At 37.3% G+C, this 23,762-nt stretch carries 21 protein-coding genes; 15 read left to right on the top strand and 6 right to left on the bottom strand.

All coding sequences use genetic code 11. The annotated features are described in order from the left end of the window. Nucleotides 1-22 precede the first annotated feature (22 nt). From H1P_RS07700 to H1P_RS07740, 10 genes are all read left to right on the top strand, one after another. Nucleotides 23-1,168, top strand: coding sequence for a glycosyltransferase family 4 protein (locus H1P_RS07700; RefSeq protein ID WP_144865758.1), 1,146 nt, complete (start codon nt 23-25; stop codon nt 1,166-1,168). Nucleotides 1,169-1,445: 277 nt separating this feature from the next. Continuing rightward, a complete protein-coding gene (locus H1P_RS07705) occupies nt 1,446-2,030 on the top strand; it encodes a sulfotransferase family protein (protein ID WP_144865760.1) in 585 nt (194 codons plus the stop codon). A 200-nt stretch (nt 2,031-2,230) separates the two neighbouring features. Then, entirely contained in the window at nt 2,231-2,512 is a 282-nt protein-coding gene (locus H1P_RS07710) for a hypothetical protein (RefSeq protein ID WP_144865762.1), read from the top strand. 246 nt (nt 2,513-2,758) lie between these two features. Next, nucleotides 2,759-4,753, top strand: coding sequence for a hypothetical protein (locus H1P_RS07715; RefSeq protein ID WP_144865764.1), 1,995 nt, complete (start codon nt 2,759-2,761; stop codon nt 4,751-4,753). Nucleotides 4,754-5,334: 581 nt separating this feature from the next. After that, nucleotides 5,335-6,672, top strand: a complete 1,338-nt coding sequence (locus H1P_RS07720) for a helix-turn-helix domain-containing protein (protein ID WP_144865767.1) — start codon at nt 5,335-5,337, stop codon at nt 6,670-6,672. Between the two features lie 378 nt (nt 6,673-7,050). Beyond that, nucleotides 7,051-7,296: a DUF1830 domain-containing protein gene (locus tag H1P_RS07725; protein ID WP_144865769.1), complete on the top strand. Its 246-nt coding sequence runs from the start codon at nt 7,051-7,053 to the stop codon at nt 7,294-7,296. A 318-nt stretch (nt 7,297-7,614) separates the two neighbouring features. Further along, entirely contained in the window at nt 7,615-7,767 is a 153-nt protein-coding gene (locus H1P_RS35885; protein ID WP_186375882.1) for a hypothetical protein, read from the top strand. Nucleotides 7,768-8,038: 271 nt separating this feature from the next. Continuing rightward, nucleotides 8,039-8,866 (top strand): sulfotransferase domain-containing protein, encoded by an 828-nt coding sequence (locus H1P_RS07730; protein WP_144865771.1) that lies wholly within the window; start codon nt 8,039-8,041, stop codon nt 8,864-8,866. Between the two features lie 111 nt (nt 8,867-8,977). Next, nucleotides 8,978-9,520 carry a TRAP transporter small permease subunit gene (locus tag H1P_RS07735; RefSeq protein WP_144865773.1) on the top strand — a complete coding sequence of 181 codons (543 nt, stop codon included), beginning with the start codon at nt 8,978-8,980 and terminating at the stop codon, nt 9,518-9,520. Beyond that, nucleotides 9,517-10,848 carry a TRAP transporter large permease gene (locus H1P_RS07740; protein ID WP_144865775.1) on the top strand — a complete coding sequence of 444 codons (1,332 nt, stop codon included), beginning with the start codon at nt 9,517-9,519 and terminating at the stop codon, nt 10,846-10,848. Before H1P_RS07735 ends, H1P_RS07740 begins: the two co-directional genes overlap by 4 nt. A 103-nt stretch (nt 10,849-10,951) precedes the next feature. Here H1P_RS07740 and H1P_RS07745 read toward each other — a convergent pair whose 3' ends face one another. After that, a complete protein-coding gene (locus H1P_RS07745; protein ID WP_144865777.1) occupies nt 10,952-11,683 on the bottom strand; it encodes a PEP-CTERM sorting domain-containing protein in 732 nt (243 codons plus the stop codon). Between the two features lie 583 nt (nt 11,684-12,266). On the opposite strand from H1P_RS07745, the gene H1P_RS07750 reads away from it, so the two are divergent. Then, nucleotides 12,267-13,736, top strand: coding sequence for a type I restriction-modification system subunit M (locus H1P_RS07750; RefSeq protein ID WP_144865779.1), 1,470 nt, complete (start codon nt 12,267-12,269; stop codon nt 13,734-13,736). A gap of 113 nt (nt 13,737-13,849) precedes the next feature. Further along, nucleotides 13,850-16,786 (top strand): type I restriction endonuclease subunit R, encoded by a 2,937-nt coding sequence (locus H1P_RS07755; protein ID WP_144865781.1) that lies wholly within the window; start codon nt 13,850-13,852, stop codon nt 16,784-16,786. Here the strand turns inward: H1P_RS07755 and H1P_RS39805 are convergent. After that, nucleotides 16,770-16,976, bottom strand: coding sequence for a salt stress protein, Slr1339 family (locus tag H1P_RS39805; protein ID WP_425461526.1), 207 nt, complete (start codon nt 16,974-16,976; stop codon nt 16,770-16,772). The two genes, H1P_RS07755 and H1P_RS39805, sit on opposite strands and share 17 nt — an antisense overlap. A 91-nt stretch (nt 16,977-17,067) precedes the next feature. Between H1P_RS39805 and H1P_RS07760 the strand changes: the two genes are divergently transcribed. Further along, a complete protein-coding gene (locus tag H1P_RS07760) occupies nt 17,068-18,306 on the top strand; it encodes an MFS transporter (RefSeq protein WP_144865783.1) in 1,239 nt (412 codons plus the stop codon). A 43-nt stretch (nt 18,307-18,349) separates the two neighbouring features. Here H1P_RS07760 and petL read toward each other — a convergent pair whose 3' ends face one another. Next, a complete protein-coding gene (gene petL, locus H1P_RS07765) occupies nt 18,350-18,445 on the bottom strand; it encodes a cytochrome b6-f complex subunit PetL (protein ID WP_144865785.1) in 96 nt (31 codons plus the stop codon). A gap of 540 nt (nt 18,446-18,985) precedes the next feature. Here petL and nblB point away from each other — a divergent pair. Both nblB and H1P_RS07775 read left to right on the top strand, forming a co-directional pair. Beyond that, entirely contained in the window at nt 18,986-19,645 is a 660-nt protein-coding gene (nblB, locus tag H1P_RS07770; RefSeq protein WP_144865788.1) for a phycobilisome degradation protein NblB, read from the top strand. Nucleotides 19,646-19,929: 284 nt separating this feature from the next. Continuing rightward, nucleotides 19,930-21,108, top strand: coding sequence for a tetratricopeptide repeat protein (locus H1P_RS07775; protein ID WP_144865790.1), 1,179 nt, complete (start codon nt 19,930-19,932; stop codon nt 21,106-21,108). Between the two features lie 56 nt (nt 21,109-21,164). Here H1P_RS07775 and H1P_RS07780 read toward each other — a convergent pair whose 3' ends face one another. The 3 genes from H1P_RS07780 to H1P_RS07790 form a co-directional block, all read right to left on the bottom strand. Beyond that, the gene (locus H1P_RS07780; protein WP_144865793.1) at nt 21,165-21,509 is read right to left on the bottom strand and encodes a hypothetical protein; all 345 of its coding nucleotides are present in this window, start codon (nt 21,507-21,509) and stop codon (nt 21,165-21,167) included. A gap of 100 nt (nt 21,510-21,609) precedes the next feature. Next, nucleotides 21,610-23,280 (bottom strand): NAD(P)/FAD-dependent oxidoreductase, encoded by a 1,671-nt coding sequence (locus H1P_RS07785; protein WP_144865796.1) that lies wholly within the window; start codon nt 23,278-23,280, stop codon nt 21,610-21,612. A gap of 193 nt (nt 23,281-23,473) precedes the next feature. Next, a partial coding sequence (locus tag H1P_RS07790; protein WP_144865799.1) for an EAL domain-containing protein occupies nt 23,474-23,762 on the bottom strand: 289 nt, incomplete at its 5' end.

Genomic DNA, 23,762 nt, shown 5'->3' on the forward strand with positions numbered 1-23,762 from the left:
TTACTAATTATTTTAGAGAGTTATGAAAGTTTTATTTCTCGATCAAACTGGTAAATTAGCAGGAGCAGAAAGGGTTTTACTAGACCTAGTGAAACCATACAAAACAGAGTGCCTAATTGGGTTATTTGAAGATGGCCCATTTAGAGAACTACTCGAAAAACAAAATACACCTGTAACCATTTTAGCCAGTAAACCCATTGAAGTTAGAAGAGAAAGTAGTTTACTACAAGGCTTGAGTAGTTTGGGTAAGTTTATTCCCCTATTATTAAAAGTAATCAAGCTCAGTCGCGATTACGATGTAATTTACGCTAATACCCCTAAAGCAATGGTAATCGGAGCTTTAGCTAGTGCTTTTAGCAATCGCCCTTTTGTTTACCACCTTCATGATATTCTCACTCCCGAACACTTTAGCTCAACTAATCGTCGTCTGATTGTAACTTTAGCCAATCGCTTTGCCAATAAAGTAATTGCAGTATCCCAAGCAGCCCAAAACGCTTTTATCGCAGCAGGAGGCAAAGCAGAATTAGTTCAAGTAATTTACAACGGCTTTGAAGCAAACAAATTTCAGGGCTTTGAAACAGAAAGAGACACTGTCAGAGAAGAACTAGGCTTTGCCGATAAATTCATTGTGGGTCATTTTTGTCGTCTCTCTCCCTGGAAAGGACAAGATGTTTTGCTAGAAGCTTTAAGTCATTGTCCCGATGATATCGTAGCTGTCTTTGTCGGAGATGCTTTGTTTGGAGAAGAAGAATACGCAGCCCAGCTAAAAGAGCAAGTTACTAAGCTAAATTTAGTATCGCGAGTCAAGTTTTTAGGTTTTCGTCGAGATGTACCCCGCTTGATGACAGGCTGTGATTTAGTCGCCCATACTTCCACCGCTCCCGAACCTGCTTCTAGGGTTTTAGTAGAAACTATGTTAGCGGGCAAACCCTTAGTAGCTAGTAGAAATGGAGGCACGACAGAATTAGTTCAAGAAGACAAAATGGGTTGGTTATTCCCTTCTGGTGATGCTACTGCTTTAGCCCAGATTATCAACGAGCGTTATCAGCAACCAGAGCATACCAGTAAAATTGCTACTCAAGCTCAAACTATGGCTGGTGAACTATTCAAATTGGAAAAAAATCAACAGGAGGTTACCCAGTTATTAGAGGAAGTAATTAAAAGTTAAAAGTTAAGTGCGATTGATCGCTAAATAAACTATATCAATAGTTTTTATATCACCCCATAAAGAGAATAACAAAATAAGTAAGTTAATAGTCACCAAATAGCGATCAATAAGAATGATACTAAGTAAATATACTTGCCAGAAAAAATAATAGTAAGCTAAATTTTGACTGAGAGGGATATCGCGGTTTCCGAACCATAAACTATCAAGGTGTTGACGAAAGAAACCAAAGTATATCGCTTTCTACAAACAACAAATTAAATCGCGAGAGGTAATAATAATGAAAAACAAAGTTTTTGGTTTAGGTTTAAGTAAGACAGGAACATCTTCTCTCACTAGAGCTTTAACCGTACTAGGATACAAATCAGCCCACTTTATTAAAGTGCATCAATTTGATAAGTATGATGCTATTACAGATACTCCCGTTCCCGTTATCTATCCAGCTTTAGACCAACAATATCCCAACGCCAAATTTGTCTTAACCCTAAGAGATGCAGAAGATTGGGTTAAATCATTTGCAGGTCATATTGAAAGACAAGAATGGACAAAAAGATATCCTAAAATGCGAAGTGATGCCTTACTAGCAACCATGCAACTCTACGGCACTATCTATTTTGACCGCCAGAAATTTTTGGATGGATATAACCGCTACAACGAAGAAGTAAAAGCCTACTTTGCAGATAGAAAAGATGACTTATTAATTATGGATATTTGTCAGGGTGATGGATGGGAAAAACTTTGCCCTTTTCTCGGTGTTCCTATTCCTGAAACTCCTTTTCCTGTAAAAAACGCTCAGAAAAATATTACTAAACCCAAACAATTAGCCAGCCGTTTTTTACATAATATAGGTTTGTTAGAAGGATAGTAATACAATCTGCATGATAAAAGTTTTATTAAGCATTAATTAAGAGCTTTTTACGATTAACTAAAGTGAGCAGTGTTTGTTTCAATCAATAGCTATTGATTATTATTATATTATTTATTTCAAAAATATTATCTGAAGTAGTTTTGAATAGTTAAGATTTCATAAATCATTATTTCAACTAACTTTAAAGGTAGCTAAAAATGACTAAGAAAACATATAGTAATCATCAATGTTTTCAAAAAATAAAACCGTTATTAATGTCCTCATGGCTGCAAATTCAAAAGAATGCTTTGTGGTCTGAATATTGGAAAAAAATACGAAAAAAGCGTCCTCCTCGTGAGATTCATGCTTTTTGTATTGGTCTTCCTAAAACTGGAACTAATTCTATTGCCAATATGCTGGAATGTAAAACCGCCCATGAACCAGAAAAATCTATTTTATTCGATCTTTACAAAGCCAACATTAAAGGTCGAATAAGATAAACCGTCTCTAGTTCAAAACCAGTAATGTTTTAAATAACATTTTTTGGGAACGCATGAAACCATGAATAGGCAATAGCTAATTAATAATAAGTAATCTTCATTCTGACCAACGGTCACAGCAGGCTTCGTCGTTTTACGGCGGAGTAATCTGTGACTCGGTAACTCCTTATCTTAAAACGACCGTTCCTCTATCTGAACGAAGTATAAACGAGGTAAGGCTTGCTATTAAATAAAAAAACTAAAGCAATGATCAAGTACAAAAGATATTTGAGTCTATCCATAGCTATCTTAGCTCTGGTATCGTGCATCAATATATCATCAGCAAAAAATTTAGTTGATAAGTATATAGACCCCGCTTATTATGAAAGCATTCCTTTTGGAGAGCATTCTCATTGGGTACAGCCCTGGCGAGCCTATCAAGAAACTATTCCTGCTCACCAGTTTATTGATGGTATTGGTGTGGTTTTTAACATGAATGTCAAAAAGACAAATGTTAATCCCAATCTTATTACAGAGATGCTTGCTCGTTATGGAGTAAAGCAAGCTCGTATAGAGATTAATTGGAATCAAATCAATTACGAAGACGAAACTCAGATTAATTATGCTGATGAAATTCGCACTAAGCTATTAGCTCTGCAAAAACAGAATATTCGCCCCCTCGTCTTACTTAATGCAAGTCAAGGCGGGCCCTGTCCGATGCTGACATTTCGTAAAACCTTATCCAGAAATGCCAATGCTGGGGATACCAAAATCAGACTAGAAGACACTAGAGGCATAGAAGCTAATTATAGCGGTCTTTCTAACATGACAAAAAAAGCCTGGGCTGCCGAGATTCTCATTACAGAAATAGATGGCAATTGGGTTACTTTATCAAAACCACTACCAGACTCGATAGACATCAACACAAAAGTAAATATTGCCACTTTAAAATATCGCCCTTTTTCACCACCTGATACCGCAGATTATCAAAAAACTGTAGCTGGATGGCAGAATTATGTGGGTACTGTGACAAGATTTGTTACGGAAACTTTAGGCACAACAAACAATTCAGATAGAGGTTTTGATTTAGAGATTTGGAATGAGCTTTCTTTTGCTTCAGACTTTCTCTATATCAATAAGTATTACGATAAGGAAATCTACAAATATAAGAAAAATAGTATTTGGCAAAACCTAGTAACGGAAACTATTAACTATGTTGAGGCTCATTCCCAAGACTTTCAAGGAATCGAAATTAGTAATGGTTTTTCTAACACAACTCCTTGGCCAGCTTCTTCCCAAATGCCTCCTCGTATAGTTGCTCTCAATAAACATCCTTACCGCAGTCGCAAATACTTTCCTCAACAAGAGTATAAAGGTAGTCAAGCCCTAGATGCTTTGGGCAATGAAACCCAATTTACCCCTACATACTCAATTTGGTTTCCTGAATACTTCGCTACTTTTTTACAAACCGAAACCATACTTAGAGATATTGCACCATTTCCCTCTGAGTTTGGTGGAGTGGTTCATGGTCGTAATGCAAGAGTTGTAGATGGCGAGGTTTTACCTATGACAACTTGGATTACGGAGGTTAATATTCATCCTCAAGAAGACGATGCTGATGTAACTGAGGCTGAAGCCTTAGCTCTCAAAGCAAAGGCAGCAATGCGCTATTTTTGTTTTTATCTCAACAAGGGAGTAGAAAGAGTTTATCTTTATAATACGTTGGGTGGAAACAAGGGATACGGTATTGTGCAAGATAATTTTGCTCAATATGCTTCTCAAGCAGGTCAACAATATCCTCAACAAGACCAAGAATATGTATCCCCAACTTTACTTACTACCAGTCGTATTTTGGCGCAAATGAAAGATGGTCTTGACCCTAATTTAAGTAATCTCAGACAGCTAGAAGTAATATCAATTCAAGAACAACACAACAACTATCAATTTGAAGGAGATGGCTCGAAAGCTCATCCGAATCTTTATAACAGAGAACTATTTACATTTTTGCCTTATCAAGTAAACGAAAATAAGTTTGTAATTCCTTACTATATAATGACCAGAGACATTAAACAAGATTTACCTCCCGAAAATTATCAATTAAGTCTTCGAGGATTTCAAGGGGATAAACTACAAGTCAAAATCTATGACCCACTCCAAGATAGATATTTACCAGAAGTTTCAGTCGAACAAAAACAGGAGAAAACAGTAATTGACCTTGAAGCAACAGATTATCCTTACTTATTAATAGTAGAAGAGCAATAAAAAAGACATGATAGTATCTATGAGTTAAAAATTATACTTCGTTTCTAGAAAAATTTAAGCTATATTTATTTTAAGCAAACTATACAATACAAACTGTTTTTGATTTATTTATTAAACTTCAATTGTCAGTATTTATACATAGAAATTGATATGTAAAGCATCATAATTAACATGAAATAGGTTCATTTACATACTATATTGAGCTAAATTTGTCATGAAAAAGTTAAATTTAGCTCTGATTCTATACATTTTCTTCATATCAAGAACAAGAAATGATGAATCATCCCTAGTTGACATTGATTTTACCTATGATCTATATGAGAAAATGAAAATAAGATAAAAGCATAATATCTAACGTAGTAGTTAGTTATATTGCTTTTAGCCAAAATCTTTTTGATTATTCTCTATTATAATTGCCGTTGATTTAAAAAATTTTAAGATAATTCATTAATATTTAGTAAATCAACAATTACATATTACTTAATATAAGATATTTAAAAGCTAAATTATGGTGTGAATAGCAAAAGGGATAACATGAAAAGCTGAAACACTATTCATTAAAAGCCCCTGAGAAGTACATAATGATTCAAAATAATCTTGATTTTCAAAAAGCTATTTATTTAGTAGATAGTAGAATAAAACCCCAACATCTCAATAAAATACAGGAAATTATTTTAATACAGTCTTTGGAGGGAAAAACTTATTCACAGATTGCCTCAGAATATAATTATGATATGGAGTATATCAAGACTTCTGGTTCTGAACTCTGGAAATTATTGACTAAAGCTTTTGGAGAGCAAATTAGAAAAAATAATTGTACTCCTTTTATAAGAAGAAGAATATTAGAATCTACTTCTAAAAATACCTCTTTAGTTGACACCATAAAAAAAACTCACACAACTTTTTCTGAGCAAGAGATTAATAATATTTCTTTGATAGCTTCAGGAGTACCTAATTTTCAAGGAAGAGAGCGAGAATTAACTCAATTTAAAAGTTGGAGTCATGACCCTAATTGTCGATTTATTATGATTAAGGGAATGACTGGATGTGGAAAAACTACACTGGCTGCAAAAACCGCAGAAGTCTTAAAGCAAGATTTCTATCGAGTTATTTCTTTACCAGTCAGTGAAAATCTTAAAGTAAAAAACTTGATCGAATTTTGTTTGCATAGCTTAGAACCTAATTTAGAGATTTCTTCCGATATTAACAAACTGTTAGTAGATTTAGCTTTTTATTTACAAAAGTATCGTTGTCTTTTAATTTTAGATGATTTAGATTCAATTTTTGAATTAAAAAGAATGATACCTCACTATCGTTCTAATTGTGAGCAATATGCTGCATTTTTACGTTGCTTGATTAATACTAGACATCAAAGTTTGGTAGTTGCTACGAGTCGTATTGATTTAAAGCAACTAGATTATTATGGTAGCAGTGATAATTTAAAGCTATTATCTTTAGAGGGATTAGAAAGTGATATTCTTTGGTCTATTTTTGAGAATGAAATTAGTCAAGATATCTCTCAAAATATCTGGGAGAGAATTTGTAATTACTATCGAAAAAATCCCGAACTAATTAAAATAATTGTCAGAAATCTTAGCTACTTACCAATATCTGACACTAATATATACAAGCAATATTATCCTTCTCTTGAAGAAGTAGATTATATCATTGAAAATGAGTTAAAGCTTTTGGACAAAATAGGCAAAGAGGTACTTTATTATTTAGCTTTTAGCTGTAACAATAATTCCTTAGATCGGTTACTGTACAGTGTTAGTCATCCACGAAACAAAGTACTAAAAGTTCTTGATGCAATACAAGATACCTTCTTGATGAAACAAGATAATTATGTTTTACAGCCAATGTTCAAACACTATCTACAACGTCATTTAGTGAAAACAGCAATGGCAAATGATAAATAGTAATAATTACTGAGTTTTGTTTTGATAGTTTTTATTTTGCGATCGCAATTATACACCCATTAGCTAAAACAAATCTAAAGAAAATCTAAAATAAATAGCAACATCTTTATTATCAATAGTAATCTAATTACAATAAAATCTTAAATTATCAAATATTTTGCTTAAAAACTAATATAATAAGAGTTATATTTAATCTTTCTGTGGTTAGATGCATTAATTATTTATTTATTTTGCAGTAGTTTATTTCATTTTGGTGATTGTTTTTCGACGATCCCAATTGATAACTCCTTCTACATAGAAAGACATAAAAAATGACTTACTTCAATTGGTAATTTATTTCAACTTAATTAAAATTATAATTTTGAAGTTTTTAAGAAAATGATTTCTACATCTCTTCCTCAAAAAACAAATTTTATTATTTGTTCTTATGTTAATGTAACTAGCACTATTCAAATAGCTCGTATTGCTAATATTGAGCATTGGTATTTAGAGCGTGTTATTTTTCCTGGTCAACGTCTTATTTTTGAAGCTCCTGCTAATGCTATTGTCGAAATCTACACTAGCCAGTTAGCTAATGCTATTTTGGCAGAAAAGGTATCCTGTCAGAAGATAGCTATGGATTAGTCTGCTCAAATTATTGAATAATTTGCTGATTTAAGGTATGAAATTGGCTAGTTGACAGAGCTGATGAAAAGCATAATAGTAAGTTTGTCTGTTTAATTTCAGATAATAGAACTATTTTTTATGTTGTTTACGGGATCTGATTTATGTGTGAAAGGTATTGATTACAAAAGGTATTGATTACAATTAAAGGCAATAAAATCGAGTAATTTTTAACCATTGACAAGAGCAGCATTAACTGAATTTTAATCAATACTGAAAATAGCTACTATAGCCGTACAAAGTTAGATTAGGACAAAGTTTAGCTATCTGCTCGTAAGGATGAAGGATGGCGGTCAGACCCCGCGTCGCCGTCAGAGGTGCGACCCTGCGGATGTTCCATCCGCTAAGGAACGCGCACCTAGCAAGGGAACGCTGACCAAGACAGGAATGAATTTACACTCTCAAGCAGAATGTCCTAAGCTAAATCCGTAACGCTATATCATCAAAGAACGCGAGTATTGACTCATTTTTGTTTGTCATTATTAAATACCTCAACACCTTGGGCAGTGACATAAAGGGTTACTATAGCGAAAATAAGCCACAAACAATATAAAACTGTGTTTTATCATTAGTTCTTTGTCTTATGTTAGTACTCTCAAATTATTTAGGGTTACTAAAGCTTATTTTCTACATATTTTAGATAATTCACACATATATCTGTATTGGGATAATTTTCACCATCAAAAACTAGCGATATCCAACTATGAATACCGTAAAAAAGTATTATCAAATTCAAAAACTTAAAGGATACAATTTTATTGATGCTACTTTTCTGGTTCCTCAAAAAGTTTTTAATCAAATCAAAATTAAATTAACTAAAGATAAGTGTAATGAAATTGTAGGATTTGGTTGTTATGATATACCTCTATTAGCCTCATACTCTAGAAGCGGAACAAACTGGATTCGTTATATTGTTGAAAGTCTATCTAATCGCCCTACACCTGGGCAAACCAGGCTTGTTGAAGGAAATGATTATGTTATCGATCGCTCTCATCAGGCTTACTTAGTAATGCATAAACATGAAGCTGTTATCCTGGTTGTGAGAGATTACAGAGAATGCTTATTACGACACCATAAACAATTATGGGAAAAGTATCAAGATGTTGCAGCGTTTCTCAATGAAAAAAATGTTCCTCAAGCTCCAATTTGGTATATCAAAAACATTGAAGCCTTCGAGCGATTTGATGGTAAAAAGCTTCTTGTTTATTACGAAGATTTAATGTTAGAGCCAAAAATAACTATCGAGAATATTGCCGAATTTTTATCGTTTGACCCCAATCGAGTAAAAGACTTCATCGATAAGCTTGACTACCATTTTCAAAATTCAGTGTCTTCTTATACTTTAGGTGGTTATGGTCATGCTTCTGTGACAACATCGACAAAAAGCCTCGATCATCATTCAAAGTCAAATTTAACACCAAAGCAAATTCTGGAATTTGACGATTTTTATTTTTCTAATTTTCCCCATCTTTCCCAAAAGTACTTGTCTCGATATGACAAGAGAAAAGCAACTTCCGACATCGAACCATAAATTTTGCGAGCAATCTCCAAACTTTTTGCAAAAATAAACAAATTAATAGACTTGGGGCGGGTCAAGCCGATAGCATTACCTACTATATATTGAGGTAGTGAGGGATTAAGTTTGCGAAGACTATTAAGAATATCCAGAGCCATTGATACTCTAAATGAATGGGTTGGTCGTTTAACCTATGGCTTAGTCCTATTAATGGTGTTAGTGGGAGTCTGGAATGTTTTGGGGCGATATATAGGAAGGTTTGTAGGACAAAATCTCACCTCAAATGCTTTGATCGAAATTCAATGGTATCTTTTCGATTTAGTATTTTTACTCGGTGGAGCTTATGCTCTCAAACACAACGAACACGTTCGAGTAGATATATTTTATAAAGATTGGCATCCTCGTCGTCAGGCTTTAGTTAATTTTATTGGCACAATTATTTTTTTAATTCCTTTTTGCGGTCTTTTAGTTTATTTTTCTTGGGGAAATATCCTTAATTCTTGGAAAATCCTAGAAATGTCTCCCGACCCTGATGGTTTACCTCGTTATCCTATTAAATCTTTTATTATAGTTAGCCTTGTCCTATTGATTCTCCAGGGAATTTCCGAAGCAATTAAAAATTGGGTTGCTCATCTTGGCAGTGATACCAATGAGGGGGAACAACAATGAATTATGATTGGTTGGGCATAGCCATGTTTGCAGGGGCTTTATGCTTATTATCTTTTGGCTACCCTGTAGCGTTTTCTCTCGGTGGTGTCTCACTAATTTTCGCGCTCATTGGGACTGCCATAGGAGAATTTAGTTTTAGTTTTTTTAATGCCATGCCCAGTCGCATTTTTGGCATTATGGCTAACTATACCCTACTGGCTATTCCCTACTTTATTTTTCTCGGTTCGATGCTAGAAAAAACGGGAATTGCCGAGAAACTATTAGAAACGATGGGAATTCTTTTCGGCAGAATGCGGGGAGGATTGGCATTAGCCGTGGTTATTGTGGGAGCTTTATTAGCAGCCTCCACAGGAGTAGTAGCAGCAACCGTAGTCGCAATGGGTTTAATTTCTTTACCCATTATGTTGCGTTATGGCTACAACAAAGAATTAGCCACGGGAGTTATTGTTGCTTCTGGTACTTTGGGGCAAATTATACCTCCCAGTGTAGTGCTAGTGGTTTTAGGAGATCAGTTAGGTATCTCTGTGGGGGATTTATTTCTCGGCTCATTAATTCCTGGGTTATTGATGGCAGGAATATTTTGTCTTCATGTAATTATTGTGGCTTTCCTCAAGCCAGAAGTCGCACCCGCATTACCACCAGAGGTACGAAATATTTCTCCGAAGCAATTGATAACAAGAGTTATTAAAGTAATGCTACCCACTTTAGGACTTATTTTATTGGTATTGGGAAGTATCTTTTTTGGCATTGCCACCCCTACAGAAGCAGGTGCAGTGGGTTCATTTGGTGCAATGATTTTAGCTGCTTTTAACCGCAAATTGACTTGGAATGCTCTAAAAGAAGTTTGTGATGCCACTATGAGAATTACCACAATGGTAATCTTTATTTTACTTGGTTCTACTGCCTTTAGCTTGGTTTTTCGCGGTTTACATGGCGATCGCTTTATGTTCGATCTTTTGGCTAATTTACCAGGAGGAAAGATTGGCTTTTTATTGGTAAATATGGCAACGATCTTTTTCTTGGGTTTCTTTATTGATTTTTTTGAAATTGCCTTTATCGTGATTCCTATTTTTGCTCCTGTAGCGGAAGCTTTAGGCTTAGATTTGGTTTGGTATGGCGTAATTATCGGCGCAAATTTACAAACCTCATTTCTGACTCCTCCTTTTGGTTTTGCTCTTTTTTACTTAAGAGGTGTTGCGCCACCAGAAATTAAAACAGAAGATATTTATCGTGGAGCAATTCCATTTATTTTGTTGCAATTATTAGTGTTAGCTTTAATTATTGTTTTCCCTCAATTAGTGAGTTTTATTCCTTCTTTGAGTAATTGATTTGCAAGAAATGTTTCAAATTAAGTAGGGTAGGCAATGCACTAAAGTACTTCCTTCGGTCGCCCACCCTACTGCAAAAAATATCTATCTAATTTGATTTTCTTTATTTGCGTTTTTTCTTACTAATTAGACCCAAAGAAGTAACTCCTAGTAAGCCTAAAATAGCAGTGGGTTCGGGGACTGATACTTGTTTAGCAGTAAATAACCAGTCAGAAGATTTAATATGGTTAGCACCTAACGCATCATTAGCAGCCGTAGTATCGGGAGCATGATTGATCCAACCCCAGCCAGATATACCATCGTAACCACGATAACCTCGATCGTTATTTTTATCGCCTAATCTAAAAGCAAAAGGAAAATTACCTTGTTCAGCATTTAGATCGAAGGAATAATTCACAGAATTAATTGTTGAAGAAATGTTTCCTTCTCCGACAAAAGCAATTACATCATCATCACTACCCGCTTGAGTAACTGATTCATAAGTAAAATCAATATCCCAAACACCTGTAGTTCCTGCTTTGTAGCTAGAACCAATATCTTCACCACCAAAAGCTTGACCAGTTATGGAAATAGTATCATCAGCATTGTAATTCAAGAAAACTTTAGAGTCGTTGTGATTAAAATCAAAAGTGTATTCTTCTTTGGTATCTCTAGTCAATAAACCATCAAGACGCAAACCGTAATAAGGAGCAGCAACATTACCATTAGGATGATTATGAAGGCGATATTTTCCTAATCCCACTGCGTAAGAAGAAGTAGCACTTAAAGCTAAAATACTACCAGTTAATAAACTAGTTTTAATAACGTTACTAAATGAGTTTTGAGTAATAGTCATACTTTTTATTTCTAGATTCAATAAATTCAAGAAGATAATTTGTCAACTGTTGTTTTCACTAACAGTGTTTTCTCGGATGAATCTATCAAAGCATTATTTAGACAAAAATTACTAGCTAAAATCTTCGTTTTTATGCAATTTTCATTAACTCAATGAGTAGTAAAATATTTCATTGAAATTCACATAAAATCGTCTTTAATTAAAAGTTTCAAATTTGTAAAAACAAGGAATTTTAATCAATCGATAAAGTTACTATAAACCTAATAAAGAAGCAAATCAGTGGGCAAAAGAGTTCCTAATTCCACCGAAATATAATTCAGAACTCTCACAATTGCGATCAAAGGAAAAGGTAAAAACATTTGCAGATCGACTGGGGATACATCCTTATATTGTGGTGGGACGACTTCAACATGAGAGAATTATCGATCGCCCTTGAATGAATGGGTGAAAAGAAACTCTCGATCTTACGGGTTGAGGTTATCCTTTCTTCTACGAAACGTAAGGCGTTTTCGCTTTTCAGCAAAAGCAAAGGATAAAATAGCGAACAGGGCATATTTTCTTACACTTAATAGGAGTCAATTGAATGATCGCAGGTGAGATTAAATCCAAGGTCGATAAGCTTTGGACAACTTTTTGGAATAACGGCATCAGTAACCCACTCTCCGTGATCGAACAAATATCCTATTTGCTCTTTATTAAAAGGCTTGATGACCTGGAACTAGCCAAGGAAAGAAAAGCCCAGCGATTGGGACAGCCAGTTAAGAATTCTATTTTCTCGGAAGAACAACAACGCTCGCGCTGGTCGCATTTTAAGAACCTCACCGATGCTGAGGAAGTGCTGCGAGTTGTTCGTGATGAGGCTTTTCCTTTTATTAAAAATCTTGGTGGTACTCAGGTAGAAACCGCTTATGCCCGACACATGAAAGATGCGGTGTTTTTAATTGCTAATCCCGCCCTACTAACTAATGTGGTGACGCAGATCGAGCAGATTCCGATGGAAGAGCGGGACACCAAGGGCGACCTCTACGAATATATGCTTTCTAAGCTAACCACCGCAGGAACGAATGGACAGTTTAGAACCCCCCGCCACATTATCAAGATGATAGTGGACTTGATGCAGCCAGGAGCGAGGGAAATCATCTGTGACCCCGCCTGTGGTACTGGTGGCTTCTTAGTTGCTGCTGCCGAGCATTTACGAGATTTAAAAGATTCTGACGGTAATCTGGTGTTGAATGCCCCAGGCAACCGCGAACACTTTAATCAGGAGATGTTTCACGGCTTTGATTTTGACGGGACGATGCTGCGAATTGGCAGTATGAACCTAATGCTGCATGGCATTGAAGACCCCAAGATTGAGGCACGAGATTCACTATCAGAGGATTATTCGGATATCAAAAAAGCCTTTACGATGATTTTGGCTAACCCACCATTTAAAGGTTCGGTAGAAGATTCTACAATTGCGCCAGACCTTAAAAAGGTAGTTAAGACAAAGAAAACTGAATTGCTATTTTTACCCCTCTTCCTGCGACTGCTGAAAATCGGCGGACGGGCAGCCGTTATTGTTCCCGATGGGGTGCTGTTTGGTTCATCCAAGGCACATAAATCAATCCGCAAAACCTTAATCGAGAATCATAAACTAGACGGGGTGGTTTCCATGCCATCGGGGGTATTTAAGCCCTATGCAGGGGTTTCTACGGCAGTTATCATCTTTACCAAAGTGGGAGTAGAAAAAGACGGTACGGATCGTGTTTGGTTTTATGATATGAAAGCCGATGGTTTATCCCTCGATGATAAACGTCAGCCAATTGAAGAAAATGATATTCCCGATTTATTGGAGAAGTGGCACAACCGCGATCCCAAACAAGAATCAGATCGTAAATCTAAGGCGTTTTTTGTCCCCAAGAAAGAGATTAAGGATAATGGCTACGACCTCTCAATTAACCGCTACAAAGAGATTGAGTATGAGGAGGTAGAATACGAACCGCCCAAGGTTATTTCAGGTAAACTGCGATCGCTGAAAGCAGAAATAAGTTCCTTGTCAAGGGGGATTTAGGGGGATCGAAACATCACTTTCAACCCCAAACTCATCCCCATCCCAAAGCCCAAAAAGATCTGTCCAGAGAACAGCTTGCAGAACTAGAAACCAGGCTATCTCAAGCCGATGAAATGAAGCAGATTGCCGAAAAACGGCAGCAGCAGACGGAAGCCGAACTCAATGCCCTCAAACAAGAGATTGCCACTCTCAAACAGCAAAATGAAGCAGTAGCCGATACCCACGATTACCACGAAGCAGATACCCGCCGTTACTTACTCGATATTCTCCTTCAAGAAGCTGGTTGGAATCTGAATCAGGATGACTGCATTGAGTATGAAGTTGAGGGAATGCCCAACAGTGCGGGTAAGGGGTATGTTGATTATGTCCTCTGGGGGGATGATGGTAAACCTTTGGGGCTAATTGAAGCCAAACGTACCAGCAGCAGTCCCACTAAAGGAAAACAGCAAGCCAAGCTCTATGCTGATTGTTTGGAAAAGAAATTTGACCAGCGACCCGTTATTTTTTACTCTAACGGTTATAATAATTGGATTTGGGATGATTATACCTACCCTCCAAGAGAAATTCATGGCTTTCTCCAGAAAAATGAACTAGAACGAATCATTTTCCGCCGTAATAACCGCAAAAGCCTCGATCTGGTACTTCCAAATCGAGACATCGCAGGACGGGCTTATCAGTTAGAAGCCCTCAAACGCATCACCGAAAACTTTGACCGACAAAACGCCCGTAAAGCCCTGCTGGTAATGGCAACGGGGACGGGAAAAACCAGAACCGCGATCTCTCTAGTTGACCTGCTGATGCGGGCAAACTGGGCAAAACGAGTCCTATTTCTCGCCGACCGCAATGCTCTACTGACCCAAGCCTTTCGTAATTTTAAAACCCATCTGCCAACCGTTACCCCCGTTAATTTAATCGAAGATAAAAAGATTACATCAGCTAAAGACAAGAATGCTGGTAGTGCCAACGTAATCCTGTCCACCTATCCCACCATGTTTAATCGCATTAATAACCAAGAAGATGCGGAATTTTACATCAGTCCTGGGTATTTTGATTTAGTCATTGTCGATGAGGCACACCGAGGCATTTATAAAAAATATCAGGCATTATTCGAGTATTTTGACAGTTTGCTGGTTGGGTTGACTGCTACACCCCGTTCTGAAGTCCACCGAGATACCCACAAAATATTTGACTTGGAAACTGGTGTACCTACCTTTGCCTATGAACTCCAGGACGCGATCGCCGATGGCTATTTAGTCCCCTCTCAAGGTATTACCGTACCGTTTAAATTCTTACGTCAGGGGGTTAAATACAGTCAACTATCTGAAGCCGAACGGGAAGAATATGAAGAGAAGTTTAGGGACGAAGAAACGGGGGAAATCCCCGATGAAGTCAATGCAGCAGCGATTAACAAGTGGTTATTTAACGAGGATACCGTTGACCAAGCTCTGCGGTTGCTGATGGAGAAGGGTCTTAAAGTAGAAGGAGGTGACAGACTGGGAAAAACCATTATCTTTGCTCGCAACCACGCCCATGCAGAATTTATCGTAGAACGCTTCGATTTTAACTATCCCCACTATCAGGGTAAATTTGCCCAGGTAATCGATAGTCACAATAACTACGCTCAAAGCTTGCTTGATGAATTTTCAGAACCCCAGAAAGAGCCGACAATTGCTGTATCGGTCGATATGCTCGATACAGGGGTTGATATTCCCGAAGTAGTGAATTTGGTCTTCTTTAAGCCCGTTTATTCTAGGGTTAAATTTAATCAGATGATCGGCAGGGGAACAAGGCTTTCTCCCGATCTGTTTGGTATCGGTCAGGATAAGGAAAAATTCTTTATTTTTGACCTCTGTAGTAATTTTGGCTTCTTTAACCAGGAAATCAAAGAATCAGACCCTAAGCCAGCCGAGAGCATTAGTGCCAAGCTGGTAAAAGCTCGCTTAAAGGTGAGTCAGATCATTTTGGATAAAGACTCAATTTCAGATCGGGAAACTTTAGAAGCTGAAAACCAAAAACTAAGAAGCTCTTTGCTGGATAATCTGCACCAGCACGTAGCAACAATGGAGAAAAAGAACTTCCTGGTACGCAGACATCTCAAGCAGGTTGAGGAGTTTTCAGAACGAGAACGTTGGGATGAGTTAAGTGAAAATGATACCGAATCAATAGCCGAGTCACTGGCACACCTTCCTAACGGACTTCCTAAAGAGGACGAACTAGCCAAACGCTTCGATCTGCTCTGCCTCAAACTTCAGTTATCAATCCTCAAAGGTACAAAATACTTTGTGAGTTTACGAGACAAGCTCAGGGATTTGCTCGACCGCCTGGAAGAAAAACAAACCATACCGATGGTTAAAGAGCAACTTCCATTCATAGAAGCAGTGCAGGATGAAAGCTGGTGGTCGGATGTAACCCCGATGATGGTTGAGTCGGTCAGGCTTAAAATACGCGACCTCGTGAAGTTTATCGACCGAAAAGAGCAAACTATTGTCTATACCGATTTTAAAGATGAACTAGGAGATGTAGTAGAAGTTGACGTTCCAGTAGAGCAAACAGGCTTTAGTCCCTATCAGTACCGTAAGAAGGTAGAAGCCTACATTCGAGAACATGAAAATCATATTGCCATTCATAAGCTTAAGCGGAACTTTCCCTTGACTGATGGAGATTTGGCAGAACTAGAAGAAATGTTATTTTCGGCTGAGGAAATTGAAAGCAGAGATGTCTTCGAGCAGGTTTACGGTAAGGATATGAGCCTGAAACTGTTTATCCGTCAGATAGTCGGGTTAGATCGCAACGCTGCTAAGACTGCCTTTGCCAAGTATCTGGAGAGCGGTAACTTTACGGCAAATCAAATTCGCTTTGTTGAGAATATCATCGATTATCTGACCCAAAATGGCGTAATGAATCCAGGGTTACTTTACGAGTCTCCGTTTACTGATCTTCATAGCAGTGGGTTGGATGGAGTATTTAATGATGACGAAGCCGATGAGATTGTAGCTCTAGTGCGATCGCTCAATGAAACTGTTGATGACTCTTCTAGAACAGTAGCTTAAAACTCAATTTGCACAGAATAGCGATAAAAGAATAATAATAAATCTCAAGGTAAGAGTCAATCTGCAATCTGCAATTGCCTGACAGTTCAATTTCTTTCATTGCTTGTAAATACTCGATCGCTGCTGCTAATTTGGAGTCATAAGCATCAGCAAACTCTTCAAACCATAACCCTTCATCAGAATATTCAATCTAACTATTGCCAAACTGAGAAAATAGTTAAGAAACGTTAAGATGGCTGTAGGAGTTACGATACTGTCTCAACTTGATAAAGGATTCTCTAGTGAATGGGTTATTGAACCTCAAACAGCAAATCAAACGCAATCTGGTGTTCTTGTTTACTGCTGGATTGCTATTCTGGACAAGCATCACGTTACTGCTGCCTATCTTACCTGCTTATATCCAAGATGTAGGGGGGACAACTCAACAGGTAGGTTTGGTTATGGGTTGTTTTGCTATTGGCTTATTGTGTTCTCGTACCTGGTTGGGACAAATAGCCGATCGCCGAAGTCGTAAAATAGTAATTGTCATCGGTACTATAGTTGCGGGTACTGCACCTCTTGGTTATATTTTTATCCAGTCTATTCAAGGCTTAGCAGCGATGCGAGCTTTCCACGGTATCAGTATTGCTGCTTTTACTGTTGGCTACAGTGCCTTAGTGGTGGATTTTGCTCCTAGAAAACATCGCGGGAAACTCATCGGCTATATGAATTTGGCTGTACCTTTAGGGATGAGTGTTGGCCCAGCTTTAGGAGGATTTTTACAAAAAAATACTAATTACCCTACTTTATTTGCGGTTTCTGCTGCTTGTGGCTTGGGTGCTTTGCTTTTAAGTAGCCAACTTAGAGAACTTTCCCAAAAAGAGCTTAATTTGCAGCATCCAGGATTGGAGCAACCTGTTCGAGATTTTCAGCAACTAATTAGCAATTCTGCTTTGGTAATTCCTGGGATAGTCTTATTTTTGGTTGGTTTGGTATTTGGTACTCTAGTAGCTTTTTTACCTCTATACGTCAGAGAATTAGATATTGCTTTTAATGTGGGCTTATTTTACACCGTAGTTGCTATTGCCAGCTTTACCGTCAGGATTTTAATCGGCAAAATCTCTGATAGTTATGGTAGAGGGATTCTGATTACGATCAGCCTAATTTTTTATATGATTTCGATGGTATTGCTAGCAAAGGCTAACAGTGCAGAGATGTTGTTACTAGCAGGTGCAGCAGAAGGTATCGGAGCGGGTATTTTAATCCCTACCATGCTAGCATTAATTAGCGATCGCTCTTATAGTAATGAAAGAGGTAAAGTATACGCTCTTTGCTTGGGAGGGTTTGATGTGGGGATTGCTCTAGCAGGTCCCGTATTGGGCTTTTTGGAAAGCTATTTAAGTTATCGTGGAGTCTTTGGCGTAGCAACGATTTTAGCTGCTATTGCCTTCGTAATTTTTGTGACTCGCTCTAACAAGAATTTAGCTCGCTCTTGGGGCTTTGCTTTGGGAAGAGAAAAAGACGTTTTTGCTTTGGATTAATTCAGCGAACGGTAATCAGCGATCAGCGATCGCTGATTATTAATTAAATGATTTTTGCTGAGCGTAAACCAAAGTATAAACCTAAAGCGATCGCTGTATATAAACCAATGATCGAGACAAATAAAACTACGCCACCCATGATATTCTTCCTTTAAAGTTTTTAAAATTTATTCAGATGCTATTGTACCAAGTAAAGATGTTTGAAGGAATGTCTTTAAGATATCATCACCACCAACTTGATTTTTTAGAGCCGTCTAAACATCTCCTTTTACATCATTATCTTGAGATTCAAAACAACGAACAATCGTCTCTAGATTACTTAAATTACATTTCGTCAATCAGAATATTTTTTTATATTTTTATTGCCAATAAAATTCAGTTAAAGCCAGCGAAACATCAGCAAATAATAGCTAATGATTGCCAAAAATTAGATATAGGCTGACAAAACGTCAGTAAAATAGCGGTTACAGAAATATTGCTCAATTTTGCGATCGCCATTAAATTAAGAGTTTCTTTTTGGGAAATTTAGTATGGGTTTCATAAGTTGATCGCAGCTATGAAACTTGTTTTAAACAATCACTACGAAAAATCAGTCTACTTCAAGATAATGTCCTAATCTCTCCTAAAATAATAAAGTTAAGCAACCATAACAAAAGCTTTTAGAGATATAGGAAAATTTATGAGTATTACACCAGAGTCAGTCAAAGAATTGTTGGAATCTGCCGATTTTGGCGATCGCATTAGAGGCATTAATCAGTTACGAGAAATTGAAGTTGCAACGGCTTTTGAATTAATTCAGCCTTTGATTACGGATAAAAATACCAGAGTTCGCTATGCTGCGGTGAGTCAGTTAGATACTTTGGGAGTGGACAATAAAGCAAAATGTTTAGACTTATTACGAGATCGCTTATTTAACGATCCAGAGCCAGATGTCCAAGCTGCTGCTGCGGATGCCATTGGAGGACTAAAATTAACAGAAGCTTTCGACGATCTGAATAAGGTCTATCACGAAACACCAGAGTGGTTAATTCAGTTTAGTATTGTTGCTGCTTTAGGAGAATTAGGCGAGCCAAGAGGATTTGATTTGTTAAACGAGGCTCTTGAGTCTGATAACAACCTGTTGCAAACCGCAGCTATTGGCGCATTAGGCGAGTTAGGAGATACTCGTGCTGTACCTTTATTAGCTCCTTTTGCTGATAATGAAGACTGGCAAGTACGCTATCGTTTAGTGCAAGCTTTGGGTAGATTAGGGGGCGCAGAAGCTCAAACTACCATCCAGAAATTAGCCCAAGATGAAATGGAACAAGTAGCAAAAGAAGCTCAAAATAATTTAGCTTGAAAAAGTAATCATCCAATTACCTAATCGTCTAATCGGTTGTCTTTTTGTCAGTAAAAAAAATCTATAACATTTGAGACTTATGAGCGAAAAAAAATTAACAATTCATCTTAATAACTTGCTACTTCGTCTCAACCAGGGTTTATTGGAGTAGGTATAAGAAGTCTTTTCTTATACCACACGCTATCTTATGGGTAAGTTTAGTTAGTTTGCACACAATCTATTAACCTCAGTTATATACTGGGAAACTCAACTGGATTAACTTTGCTAACTGTAAAACTGGGATTATGTTGAGATTGTTACTGCCTTCCCTCATATCTAGCCTATGCTTTGGGGTTGTCGTTACCCCTGCTGGATTGACGCAAACTAATACTGATTTTGTCATAGTCCAAGCAGCACAGACATCCCCTGAACAATTAGGCGATCTTTTGGCTCAGGGTCAAAAATTTGTTGAAAATAAAGAATATGAAAAAGCTCTAGTTGTTTATCAGCAAGCAGCCACCATTGATGAAAATAATTCTAAAATTTTCTCAGGTATCGGCTATCTGCAAGCCACTTTAGGCAATTATAATGCTGCGGTGGAAGCTTATCAAAAAGCGATCGCTTTAGAACCAGATAACCCAGAGTTTTATCATGCTTTAGGGTACAGTTTGGGCAACGGAGGAAATAATACACGAGCTATTGAAGCTTATGAAATGGCAATTAGCCTTGCACCACAAAAAGCCAATAATTACTTGGGCTTAGCAATAGTCTTACTCAGAGAGCAACAGTATGCTCGCGTGGTGGATACTTACTATCGCATCAATAGTATTGAACCAGGAAATAAATATGCTCAGTCGATCATGGCAACTGCTTTGATCGGGCAAGAACGTTATCCTGAAGCAATTGAATTTATCCAAAAAGCGATCGCTCAAGAACCAAATAATAGTCAGCTACACTTACAATTAGCAACTCTATTTTTACTTCAACAAGATACTGCACAAGGTTTGGATGCACTAAAAAAAGCTCAACAACTCGATCCCGATAATGAATTAATCTACCTTCAAATGGCGAAAGTGACTCAATCTCAAGGAGATCTGGAAAATGCTTTAGAATTTTATCAAAAAGCATTAGTAATTAAGCCAGACTCGATCGAAGCTCAAATAGAAGTTGCTAATATTTTACTCGGGCAAAAAAATTATATTCAAGCAATTGTTGCCTATCGCCGTTTAATTGAAATCGATCCAGAGAACCCTATCGCCCGTCATAATTTGGGTACTGCTTTAAAAGAGAGAGGTCGAGAACAAGAAGCGATCGCTGAGTGGCAAAAAGCTGTAGAATTATATCAAGCTCAAGGTGATGTAGCTGAAGCAGAAAAATTAAATGGTTTCCTAGAGGAATTAAAAAATGAGGTTAATCACTCAGGAAAGCTCACGCTTGAGAACGGTGAGTGGGTAATGCTTTTTATACCAGCAGACAAGAAATAATAGATGTTTCAGAAACTTGATTGAAATCACATTTATTCTCTATTTTCAAGACAGGTTTAATCGGCATTCATAATAATTTCACCATAATCATAGCTGTGGTCGAGAAAAAATGTCCCACGAACTTGAATATCTTCACCCTGTTTTTGCACCCATAACGTATCTATACCTGTATTGCCTTCCAGGGGTCCTTTATGTTCTAGCCAGTGTAAAACAAGTACTTTTCCTCCAGAGGGATGATCTCCATGAGCAACATACTGAAGTTTTCCTTCTTCATTACCATCAGGAGTTAGATATTTTCCGCCATTTTCCTGCAATAAGATAATTACTGGTTGCCAATTTTCTTGATGAACTCGAAAACGGGCAATAATCTCTTTTTCTCTTAACCATTCTGGTATTGACATTAGCAAATTTTCCTTTAAAAGCTTTGATTTGGGAGAAAAGTATCTTTCGTATTGATGTGGCAAAAGATACTTAAACAATATTTAGTTAAGAAACCCGAAACTACTTAACAAAAGCTAATTCAGTTTCTAACTTCTCAGTTACTTCATTTTGAGTGATGTAAGGGGTCAATTCTAGGTGACTATTTAAGTAACTAGATAGGTAAACGTTAATTTGCTCTACCATAAACTCATAATCTTTTATTGATTGTTCTTCTATGGCTTTATGTTCGCCTACGGTAATTTCAGCTTGACGCATAATTTGCCAAAGCTGTTTTTGCAATGATTGATAAAGCGGATTGAGAATACCCCAAACATTAGTATCTGCTAAAGAATAATCTGAGCAAATATGCTGATTGAAATGTCTTCGAGCATCAATTTCTTGAAAACGTTGAATTAATTCAATTGCTTGAGGATGATTGAACGACATATACACTAGCTGATTGTCTCGCTCCAATGCTTCGTACAGTTTGCGAGCATAGAATTCATAATCAGTAAACATCTGACGGGAGAAGTTTTCATTATCCAGGGCTTTGAGAGTACTCTGAGCAGCAAAATAAGCTGTGGCTACACCGCCAGTTAAACCTGGTGAAATCAAAGGATCGACAAAAAAGGCAGCTTCGCCAATACTTAACCAACCGTCGCCGACAATTTGTTCTGCATAGCCACGAATATTCGCACGCGCTCTTAAAGGCTGTTGAGTGCCATAAAGATCGGAAATTAGTTCGGCACCGCCGAGCATTTGTTGGATTGCTGGGTATTTGCTGGCGTAATGATCGAATGCCACTTTGCGACCTTGGGCAAACTGAGAATCGCGATCTTGGCGCAACACCATGCCAATGCTGACCACATCCTCTTCAGGACAACCATGAAGGGCAGCTAATTCTTCTTTAGTAGGCAATTGTGCTTCTGAACCCAGAAAACGGTTTAAGATAGAGTCACTTTGAGCATCAGGTACATTTTCCCAAGAAATTAGCGGAATATACCACATCCAACCTTCACGAAAACAGAAATGTTGTGTATACTCGTCACGGCTAAACTGAGCTACATTTGACCAGTCCTGGCGATCTCCTAAACGATTTAGGTTCTTGAAATAGCCCCAAACGGCATTGCTTTGAAAATTAACATTTTCTTTGTTATACAAACCAAGATGTCTGGCAATCACGCTTGCAGGGCCACTAGCATCCACTACTAATCGGGATTTGAGTTCGTATTTTTGTTGTTGGTAGCGATAGACAATTTGATTACCGCGAGCACTAAATTCCGAATTAGCCAGTTCTACTTTCGCACCTTGAATTACTTCTACTCCCAAACGACGGGCATTCGCAATTAATAAACCATCAAGTAAACGTCTTTCCACCTGAAAGGTTTCATCAAATGTTTCTAAGATATACTCTGGTGCTTCAGTAACCTTGGCAATGGATTCATCGACATGAAAAAAGCCCAAGCCATTTTTCGGGAAAAACAATAACTGAAGAGCTTCTTGTGAAATTCCTACAGAACGTAATGCTTTGCAAAAGCCCGAAAGAGTACTTTCTCCAATTTTAAATTTGGGTTTTGTCTCTCTTTCTAGAACTATTACCTGAAGTTCAGGACGCGCTTGCTTGAGCCAAGAGGCATAAAGAATACCTTGAGGACCAGCACCGATAACTACTACCTGATATTCACTTCTAGAACTCTTTCCAAGATGATTGCTTCCAAGATAATTGCTATTGTAGTTAGTTTGAACACTCATTTAAATTGCTTAAGTAAAATGTTGGAATACTTAGAAAGTAACTCGGTTTTTTTTATTTGATAATGAAGTTATTACTGATATTTTTCCAGGTTGCACTTTTAATATCTAAGTAAAAATATCCAAAAAATACTTGAATCACAGTGATTGTGACAATAAGCGATTTTATTTAATTACTAAAATAAGATCAAAAAGACTAGCAATTAGCCTCATTATTTAACCAAGTTAAGAGCGATCGCGCATCTAAGGGACTGGTAAATAAATAGCCTTGTCCGTAAAGACACTGAAGGGTTTGTAATTTAGCCAGTTGAGCTTGCGTTTCAATTCCTTCGGCAACTACTTCTAAGCCCAAACTTTTAGCCATCATCACAATGGCTTCCACAAGTTCGCTATTGTTTCCCTCAGCATCAATTGCAGCAACAAAAGAACGGTCAATTTTCAGCGCGTCAATAGGTAAGCTGTGAAGATAGCTCAAAGAAGAATAA

The sequence above is a fragment of the Hyella patelloides LEGE 07179 genome (assembly GCF_900659865.1).
Lineage (GTDB): Bacteria > Cyanobacteriota > Cyanobacteriia > Cyanobacteriales > Xenococcaceae > Hyella > Hyella patelloides.

Excerpts from the sequence above, each read along its gene's own strand:
- H1P_RS07700 (WP_144865758.1), top strand. The coding sequence starts at position 23 with ATGAAAGTTTTATTTCTCGATCAAACTGGTAAATTAGCAGGAGCAGAA.
- H1P_RS07705 (WP_144865760.1), top strand. The coding sequence starts at position 1,446 with ATGAAAAACAAAGTTTTTGGTTTAGGTTTAAGTAAGACAGGAACATCT.
- H1P_RS07710 (WP_144865762.1), top strand. The coding sequence starts at position 2,231 with ATGACTAAGAAAACATATAGTAATCATCAATGTTTTCAAAAAATAAAA.
- H1P_RS07715 (WP_144865764.1), top strand. The coding sequence starts at position 2,759 with ATGATCAAGTACAAAAGATATTTGAGTCTATCCATAGCTATCTTAGCT.
- H1P_RS07720 (WP_144865767.1), top strand. The coding sequence starts at position 5,335 with ATGATTCAAAATAATCTTGATTTTCAAAAAGCTATTTATTTAGTAGAT.
- H1P_RS07725 (WP_144865769.1), top strand. The coding sequence starts at position 7,051 with ATGATTTCTACATCTCTTCCTCAAAAAACAAATTTTATTATTTGTTCT.
- H1P_RS35885 (WP_186375882.1), top strand. The coding sequence starts at position 7,615 with ATGAAGGATGGCGGTCAGACCCCGCGTCGCCGTCAGAGGTGCGACCCT.
- H1P_RS07730 (WP_144865771.1), top strand. The coding sequence starts at position 8,039 with ATGAATACCGTAAAAAAGTATTATCAAATTCAAAAACTTAAAGGATAC.
- H1P_RS07740 (WP_144865775.1), top strand. The coding sequence starts at position 9,517 with ATGAATTATGATTGGTTGGGCATAGCCATGTTTGCAGGGGCTTTATGC.
- H1P_RS07745 (WP_144865777.1), bottom strand. The coding sequence starts at position 11,683 with ATGACTATTACTCAAAACTCATTTAGTAACGTTATTAAAACTAGTTTA.
- H1P_RS07750 (WP_144865779.1), top strand. The coding sequence starts at position 12,267 with ATGATCGCAGGTGAGATTAAATCCAAGGTCGATAAGCTTTGGACAACT.
- H1P_RS07755 (WP_144865781.1), top strand. The coding sequence starts at position 13,850 with ATGAAGCAGATTGCCGAAAAACGGCAGCAGCAGACGGAAGCCGAACTC.
- petL (WP_144865785.1), bottom strand. The coding sequence starts at position 18,445 with ATGGGTGGCGTAGTTTTATTTGTCTCGATCATTGGTTTATATACAGCG.
- nblB (WP_144865788.1), top strand. The coding sequence starts at position 18,986 with ATGAGTATTACACCAGAGTCAGTCAAAGAATTGTTGGAATCTGCCGAT.
- H1P_RS07775 (WP_144865790.1), top strand. The coding sequence starts at position 19,930 with ATGTTGAGATTGTTACTGCCTTCCCTCATATCTAGCCTATGCTTTGGG.
- H1P_RS07780 (WP_144865793.1), bottom strand. The coding sequence starts at position 21,509 with ATGTCAATACCAGAATGGTTAAGAGAAAAAGAGATTATTGCCCGTTTT.
- H1P_RS07785 (WP_144865796.1), bottom strand. The coding sequence starts at position 23,280 with ATGAGTGTTCAAACTAACTACAATAGCAATTATCTTGGAAGCAATCAT.